Genomic DNA, 7,569 nt, shown 5'->3' on the forward strand with positions numbered 1-7,569 from the left:
TTGCGGTAAGACGCCTAAATCAGCTATAGAAAACTACTCCTGAAAGCGCATCCGACTCGCGATCGAAGGTTCTCATTTCCTCTCGCGGCAGGCGGCGTTGGTCAGGAACCCACACTTTCTGAGAAGGCTTCTTTCCTTCCTTGGCTGACGAAGAAGACACCGGCGTCGAGGGCCCAACTCCCTCTGACATAAGACCCGTATCGCTCATCGATGAGATGAAGCGGTCTTATCTCGATTACGCGATGAGCGTGATCGTGTCCCGTGCGCTGCCTGATGTGCGCGACGGCCTCAAGCCGGTGCATCGGCGCATCCTCTATGCGATGCGCGAGAACAACTACACGCCGGACCGGCCGTACAACAAATCGGCGCGCGTCACCGGCGAGACCATGGGTAAATATCACCCCCATGGAAACCAGGCGATTTACGACGCGCTCGTGCGGCTTGCGCAGGACTTCTCCATGCGCCTGCCACTCATCGACGGGCAGGGGAACTTCGGCTCCGTCGACGGCGACCCGCCCGCGGCGGAACGCTACACCGAAGTGCGCCTGGCAAAACCGGCCATGGCGCTGCTCGACGATCTGGAAAACGACACGGTCGACTTCCAGCCGAACTACGACGGCCGGGAGCAAGAGCCCGTCGTGTTGCCGGCGAAGTTCCCGAACCTGCTCGTCAACGGCGCCGGCGGTATTGCGGTCGGCATGGCCACAAACATACCGCCGCACAATCTTGGCGAGGTGATCGACGCCTGTACCGCCTATCTCGACAACCCGGAGATCGAAATCGCCGAGCTGAACGAGATTGTGCCAGGCCCCGACTTTCCGACCGGCGGATTGATTCTCGGCCGTCAGGGCATCCGCTCCGCCTATCACAAGGGTCGTGGGTCGGTGACCATGCGGGGCCGCGTTGCGGTCGAGGAAATTCGCAAAGACCGCGACGCGCTGATCATTACCGAGATTCCGTATCAAGTGAACAAGGCGGCGATGATCGAGAAGATTGCCGAGCTTGTGCGCGACAAGAAGATCGAAGGCATCGCCGACATTCGCGACGAGTCCGACCGGCAAGGCATGCGCGTGGTGATCGAGCTGAAGCGCGACGCTGTTGCGGACGTTGTGCGGAACCAGGTCTTCCGGTTCTCGCCGCTGCAATCGACGTTCGGCTGCAACATGGTGGCGCTGAACGGCGGCCGCCCCGAGCTGCTCAATCTGAAGGACATGATCCGCGCTTTCACCGAGTTCCGCGAGGAGGTCGTCGGACGCCGCATCAAGTTCCTGCTGCGCAAAGCGCGTGACCGTGCGCACGTACTGGTCGGGCTTGCTATCGCGGTTGCCAATATCGACGAGGTGATCGCGCTGATTCGAAAAGCACCGGATCCCTCGACGGCGCGCGAGCAATTGATGGGGCGCGATTGGCCGGCGAAAGACGTTGTGGCGCTGGTCGAGTTGATTGCCGATCCCCGGCACACGGTCTCCGCGAAAGGGACCTATCGCCTATCGGAGGAACAGGCTCGCGCCATTCTCGACCTGCGCCTGCAACGCCTGACGGCGCTTGGCCGCGATGAGATCGGCGACGAACTGAAGGGGCTCGGCGACCAGATCGCCGATTACCTGGAAATATTGCGGTCGCGCGCGCGGATCGTCGGCATCGTCAAGGACGAGTTGACCGAACTGAAAAAGCAGTTCGGCACGCCACGCCGTACCGAAATCGTCGACATGGTGGGCGAGGTCGAGGACGAGGACCTGATCCAGCGCGAGGACATGGTCGTGACCGTGTCCCACAAGGGTTACATCAAGCGCGTCCCGCTTTCGGCCTATCGCGCGCAGCGGCGCGGCGGCAAGGGCCGTGCCGGCATGGCGACGCGCGATGAGGACTTCGTCAGCCGCATCTTCATCGCCAACACCCATACGCCGGTGCTGTTCTTTTCCTCCGGCGGCATGGTCTACAAAATGAAAGTGTGGCGTTTGCCCGCAGCCGCACCGCAAGCGCGCGGCAAGGCGTTGGTCAACCTATTGCCGCTCAGCAAGCACGAGACCATCACTACCATTTTGCCGCTACCGGAGGACGAGTCGTCTTGGGCGGAACTCGACGTGATGTTCGCGACCAATTATGGCAGCGTCCGCCGCAACAAGCTCTCGGACTTCATCGAGGTGCGCCAGAACGGCAAGATCGCCATGAAGCTCGACGAAAAGGACCACATCGTCGGCGTGGAGATCTGCAATCCGCAGCAGGACGTGCTGCTCACCTCGCGGGACGGTCAGGCGATCCGGTTCCCCACCACCGACGTGCGCGTGTTCAAAGGACGGGACTCGGCCGGTGTGCGCGGCATCAAGCTCGGCAAAGATGACGAGCTCATCTCTTTGACGATCCTCAACCATATCGAGGCGGAGGCGTCCGAACGGGCCGCCTATGTGCGGCAAGCCAATGTGGTACGCCGTGGCGGCGCGGATTATGAGCCCGACATCGAGCCCGAGGAGGGCGATGCGGAGGCCGTGGCGCTCAGCACCGAGCGCTACGCGGAGCTCAGCGCGCACGAGGAATTCGTATTGACGGTTTCGGAGAACGGCTACGGCAAACGGTCGAGCGCTTACGAGTACCGCGTCTCGGGCCGCGGCGGCAAAGGCATTATCGGCATGGTCGTCAATCCGCGTAACGGCAAACTGGTGGCGTCCTTCCCGGCGCAGGACAGCGACCAGATCATGCTCGTCACCAATCGTGGCCAGCTGATCCGCATTCCCGTGGAAGGCATCTCCATCATGGGCCGGTCGACCCAAGGCGTCATCGTGTTCGATACCGCTGAAGACGAGCGCGTGGTGTCGGTCGAGCACATTCCCGACGAGAACGGCGAAGATGGTGTCGAGGAGCTCGAGGACGATGTACCCGGGAGCGAGTAGCCAGGACCTAAACCCTGGAACCTAGGGCGTCAGGCTGGTGGCTGGCCTCCGCCGTTGAGCCCCATCAGCGCCCGTGCCGCCGGCGTCAGCGCCGCCAGCGCGGCCACGTCGCGCACGAGACCCCGATTGCGCTCCGGATGGCTCAGGAGCCCTGAGGCGCGCAAGCGCGACATGGTCCGGGACAGGGTGTCGGCGTTGAGCCCTAGATAATCGGCGATGTCGGTGCGGTTGAGCGGAATCTCGAAGTCGAGCCCGCCGCATGGCGCCGGTACGCCGGTCCGTAAGGCAAGTTCCAGGAGGAAGGTCGCGACGCGTTGTCGGCAGTCGAAGCGACCCACCGCGGCCGTATGGATGGCGGCCCTGGCGGTCTGCCTGGCCACGGCATCGTTATAGAAGCGCTCGATCTCTGGGTTCGTCGCCGCCAGATCGGAGAAAACCGGCCAGCGGAACCGTAAGGCTTCGCCCGCGCCAACGGATGAAAGCCTGGCCGAAGCGGCCGGCGGCGCGAAGGCGGCGCGGAACACCTCGCCAGGATACAGAAGCGCCACCACCTGGCGCATTTCGTCCGGGAAGGCCACCCGCAGCATCAGCGCGCCGGAGCGGACCACATAGACCATTTCCGCGCCGTCCAAGGCAAGCGACAGCGATTGTCCCCGCCGAGTCCGCACCACGGCGCCATGCGTGGCAAGTTTGCCAGGAATGGATTGCGAGACGTCGATCGTGCGTTCTGAGGGCCGGGCGTTCGTGTTTCCGAACACCTCCCTCTCTTTCAGGCTGGTTGTTGCTACCAAGGGTCATCCCCACGGCGGGCCTTCCGCCATCGAAGAGCAAGCTGTCCGTCTTCGACGCGAGTCGCGCTTTGATATCGATCAAGCCCCGAAGGCCCGTGGCTCCGCGACCCCGCGTGCCAGGCTCCCGAATGCCCGCAAAGGTTTGATGCAGATCGAGAAAAACCGTTGCACGCGGGCAACAGTGAACCCCCGATATGACCGGGGCTGACTTCCGTCAGGCGGCGACGCCGATCTATACTGGAGGTCGGCCCTCCTTCATTTCAACAATGCGACAGAACAAGGTTGAGGGGCCGGATCGCGGCCACGACTGGGGGACGTTGATATGAATAAATTCACAACTGGTTTTTTGGCCGCCGCCGCTCTGCTGGCGTCCGCTGCGTGGGATGTGTCTCCCGTCATGGCCGGGGACAGCCACGGGAACTTCATGATCCGCGGTCTGGTCACCGGGGTTCTGCCTGATACCGATGCCTCCGTCACGGCGGGCGGCGCGCGCATTGGCGGCGCCAACGCCGATGTCAGCGACGAGATCATCCCGGCCACGACGCTGACCTACTTCTTCAATGACAATATCGCGGTTGAGCTGTTCTGCTGCTTCGCCAAACACGACGTGACGGGCACCGGCTCGATCGCGGGCCTCGGCGAGATCGCCGACACCTGGATCTTCCCGCCGGCCCTGACGGCGCAGTACCACTTCAACACTGAAGGCACGATCAAGCCTTATGTGGGCGCGGGCCTGCAATACATCGCCTTCTTCAATGAGGGCACGGGCCAAAACCGGCTCGGCGCAACGAAGGTCAACATTGACGATGGGCTTGGTTTCACCCTTCAGGCGGGTCTCGACATTTCCGTGGGCGACGGCTGGTACCTCAATGCCGACGTGAAGAAGACCTGGCTCAACACCGACGTCAATTGGAACGGCACCGGCGTACGCGCGGACGTGGATCTCGATCCGCTGATCATCTCCGCCGGTTTCGGCTACCGCTTCAACCTTGGCGATCTGTTCGGCCACGGCGCGCAGGTCTACGAGACAACGCTGAAGTAGACCAAAAAACCACGAAACTCAGCGTGAAGGGTCCGGCCTTGCCGGGCCCTTTTTGCTTGTGCGCCACTTGAGCGGCGGGCGGATGTCCCCTTGCCGGGCCTGCGCCCGCACGGCTAGAAGGGGGCAGACGCTTTTCGGCAATGCCCGCCCACTGCGGGATGACGCTGCGAAGCGCAAGGAGCCCTCAAAGGAGCGTTGGCGGCATGCGCGTTGGTCTTTATCCCGGGAGTTTCGATCCCGTCACCTTCGGCCACATGGATATCGTGCGCCGGGCGGCCCAGCTCGTGGATCGCCTGGTGATCGCGGTCGGCACCCATCACGACAAGCATCCGCTGTTTTCCGCCGAAGAGCGGGTAGCCCTGGCCAAGACGGTGCTCTCGCCGATCGCCGAGGAGCGCGGGCTTGGTCTCAACGTCACCACCTATGACAGCCTGACGGTGGATGCGGCGAGGAGCGCAGACGCCGCAATCGTCATTCGCGGCCTGAGGGACTCCGGCGATTTCGACTATGAGATGCAGATGGCGGGCATGAACGCTTCGCTCGCGCCGGATATCGAGACCGTGTTCCTTGCCTCATCGCCCGGCACACGCCATATCGCGGCAAGCTTGGTTCGTCAGATCGCCGCAATGGGTGGCGATGTTTCGACCTTCGTCCCGCCCATCGTCGCTTCAACGCTTCAGAAGAAATTCAACACTTAAACAACCCCCGCGAGGAGACCTCATGACTATCAGGGCTACAGTCCTTTTCACCGCTGCTTTGCTGTTCACCGCGTTCAGCGCAACAGTTCCCGCCAGCGCCGCCAATCTCGGCAATCCGGCCTCGCTCAACGAGAAGGCGCCGAATGTCTACAAAGCGAAGTTCGACACGTCGAAAGGCACGTTCGTCATCGAAGTGCACCGCGAGTGGGCGCCCAACGGTGCCGACCGGTTCTACAACCTGGTGAAGAGCGGCTTCTACAACGACGCGCGCTTCTTCCGCGTCATCGACGGCTTCATGGTGCAGTTCGGCATCAGCGGCAATCCGGACCTGTCGGCCGTGTGGCGCGAAGCGCGCATTCCCGACGATCAGGTGAAGCAGAGCAATACGCGCGGCACGGTGACGTTTGCCACCGCCGGGCCCAACACGCGCACTACGCAGGTGTTCATCAACTTCGGCGACAATGCCGGTCTCGATGGCCAGGGTTTCTCGCCGTTCGGCAAAGTCGTCTCCGGCATGGATGTGGTCGACGCGTTCTTTAAGGGCTACGGCGAAGGCGCGCCGCGCGGCCGCGGTCCAAACCAGGGGCTCGTTCAGCAGCAAGGCAACGCCTATCTGATCACCCAGTTTCCAAAGCTCGACTACATCAAGAAGGCCACCATCGAGCAGTAACCGAAATCCGCCAACCAAGGAGGCATCGTGGCAAATCCGGAAGACACACTCATCCTGGAGACGAGCAAGGGCAACGTCGTGGTCGAGATGCGGCCAGACCTTGCGCCGGGCCATGTGGCACGCATCAAGGAGCTGGCACGTCAGGGCTTCTATGACGGCGTGCCGTTCCATCGCGTGATCGAGGGCTTCATGGCCCAGACCGGCGATCCGACCGGCACGGGCACGGGCGGATCCGGGCAGAAGCTCAGCGCTGAATTCAACGCTGAGCCGCACACCCGCGGCGCGGTATCCATGGCGCGCGCGCAATCGCCGGACTCCGCGGACAGCCAGTTCTTCATCTGCTTCGACGACGCGAGTTTTCTCGACCGCAAATACACGGTCTGGGGCCGCGTGGTCGAAGGCATGGAGAATGTCGATCAGATCAATCGCGGCGAGCCGCCGTCCAACCCCGACAAGATCGTGTCGGCGAAGATCGCGGCGGATGCCTAAAGGCTGATCATGCAACAAAGGGGAATGCCCATGTGGGTGCCAGGTCTTCTGTTCACGCTGGTTGCGCTTGTGGCCGGTGGGATGATCGCTTTGCAGGCGCCCATCAACGCCGAGGTCGCGACGCGGCTTGGGCATCCCATTTCCGCCGCAACCATGTCGTTCGTCGTCGGCACGATCATGCTTCTTGCGCTGGCGCTTCTGTTCGCGCGCGGCAGCACCAATCTCGGCGCGTTGCAGACCATGCCGCTCTATATGCTACTTGGCGGGGGCCTGCTGGGTGCAATCTATGTCACGGTCAACCTCATGCTCGCGCCCAAGATTGGCATTGCCGCCATCATGGCGCTTGGCATCGCCGGGCAACTGTTCACAGCGCTTTTTCTGGACCGCTTCGGCATGTTCGAGCTGACGGTGCGGGAGCTGAGCCTGGGCCGCGTGAGCGGGGCCATTCTCGTCCTGGTCGGCGCGCTCATGGTGCGGGTGCTTTAGGTCTCCATTGCGCACAGATCTCTTCGACTTTGATTTACCCGAGGCGTTGATCGCTCTTCGCCCGGTGCATCCGCGCGACGCGGCGCGGCTTTTGGTGGTCAGGCCCGGCGCTCGCGGCGGGCGTTCCGATCGCACGGTCACCGACTTGCCCACGCTGCTGTCGCCCGGCGATGTGCTGGTATTTAACGATACACGCGTGATCCCAGCGGCGCTGAAGGGCACCCGCGTGCGTGGAGAGGCCGTGGCGCAGATCTCAGTCAACCTGACCGAACGCCTCGATGGGCAACGTTGGCTGGCACTGGCGCGGCCGGCGAAGCGATTGGAGCCGGGCGACCGCATCCAGTTCGGCGGGGACGGCAATGCATGTCTTTTGGACGCGCTGGACGCCACCGTCGAGGGGCGGGGCGAGGACGGCGAAGTGACGCTTCGTTTCGATCTGAGCGGACCGGCGCTTCACGACGCCATCGATGCGCAAGGCGCCATGCCGTTGCCGCCTTACATCGCC

The 7,569-nt window shown here is 63.0% G+C and carries 8 protein-coding genes; 7 read left to right on the plus strand and 1 reads right to left on the minus strand.

The features are described 5' to 3' along the window. The first annotated feature begins 140 nt into the window (after positions 1-140). Positions 141-2,888, plus strand: coding sequence for a DNA gyrase subunit A (gene gyrA / locus ABY454_RS03935; protein ID WP_372928870.1), 2,748 nt, complete (start codon positions 141-143; stop codon positions 2,886-2,888). 29 nt (positions 2,889-2,917) lie between these two features. Here the strand turns inward: gyrA and ABY454_RS03940 are convergent, their stop codons facing one another. Next, positions 2,918-3,679 (minus strand): Crp/Fnr family transcriptional regulator, encoded by a 762-nt coding sequence (locus ABY454_RS03940; RefSeq protein ID WP_372928871.1) that lies wholly within the window; start codon positions 3,677-3,679, stop codon positions 2,918-2,920. Positions 3,680-4,001: 322 nt separating this feature from the next. Here ABY454_RS03940 and ABY454_RS03945 point away from each other — a divergent pair, with 322 nt between their 5' ends. The 6 genes from ABY454_RS03945 to ABY454_RS03970 all read left to right on the plus strand — a co-directional run. Next, entirely contained in the window at positions 4,002-4,721 is a 720-nt protein-coding gene (locus ABY454_RS03945) for an OmpW family protein (RefSeq protein ID WP_372928872.1), read from the plus strand. A 203-nt stretch (positions 4,722-4,924) separates the two neighbouring features. Next, a complete protein-coding gene (gene coaD, locus ABY454_RS03950; RefSeq protein ID WP_372928873.1) occupies positions 4,925-5,419 on the plus strand; it encodes a pantetheine-phosphate adenylyltransferase in 495 nt (164 codons plus the stop codon). Positions 5,420-5,441: 22 nt separating this feature from the next. Continuing rightward, on the plus strand, positions 5,442-6,089 hold the full coding sequence (locus ABY454_RS03955) for a peptidylprolyl isomerase (protein ID WP_372928874.1): 648 nt from the start codon (positions 5,442-5,444) through the stop codon (positions 6,087-6,089). Between the two features lie 27 nt (positions 6,090-6,116). Next, positions 6,117-6,578 carry a peptidylprolyl isomerase gene (locus ABY454_RS03960; RefSeq protein WP_372928875.1) on the plus strand — a complete coding sequence of 154 codons (462 nt, stop codon included), beginning with the start codon at positions 6,117-6,119 and terminating at the stop codon, positions 6,576-6,578. Between the two features lie 30 nt (positions 6,579-6,608). After that, entirely contained in the window at positions 6,609-7,064 is a 456-nt protein-coding gene (locus tag ABY454_RS03965) for a DMT family transporter (protein ID WP_372928876.1), read from the plus strand. Positions 7,065-7,071: 7 nt separating this feature from the next. Next, on the plus strand, positions 7,072-7,569 hold a 498-nt coding region (locus tag ABY454_RS03970), incomplete at its 3' end, for an S-adenosylmethionine:tRNA ribosyltransferase-isomerase (protein WP_372928877.1).

The organism is Methyloceanibacter sp. (assembly GCF_041573655.1).
Taxonomy (GTDB): domain Bacteria; phylum Pseudomonadota; class Alphaproteobacteria; order Rhizobiales; family Methyloligellaceae; genus Methyloceanibacter.

Bases quoted from the DNA above. Each gene is read 5' to 3' on its own strand.
- ABY454_RS03945 (WP_372928872.1), top strand. From the start codon at position 4,002: ATGAATAAATTCACAACTGGTTTTTTGGCCGCCGCCGCTCTGCTGGCG.
- coaD (WP_372928873.1), top strand. From the start codon at position 4,925: ATGCGCGTTGGTCTTTATCCCGGGAGTTTCGATCCCGTCACCTTCGGC.
- ABY454_RS03955 (WP_372928874.1), top strand. From the start codon at position 5,442: ATGACTATCAGGGCTACAGTCCTTTTCACCGCTGCTTTGCTGTTCACC.
- ABY454_RS03965 (WP_372928876.1), top strand. From the start codon at position 6,609: ATGTGGGTGCCAGGTCTTCTGTTCACGCTGGTTGCGCTTGTGGCCGGT.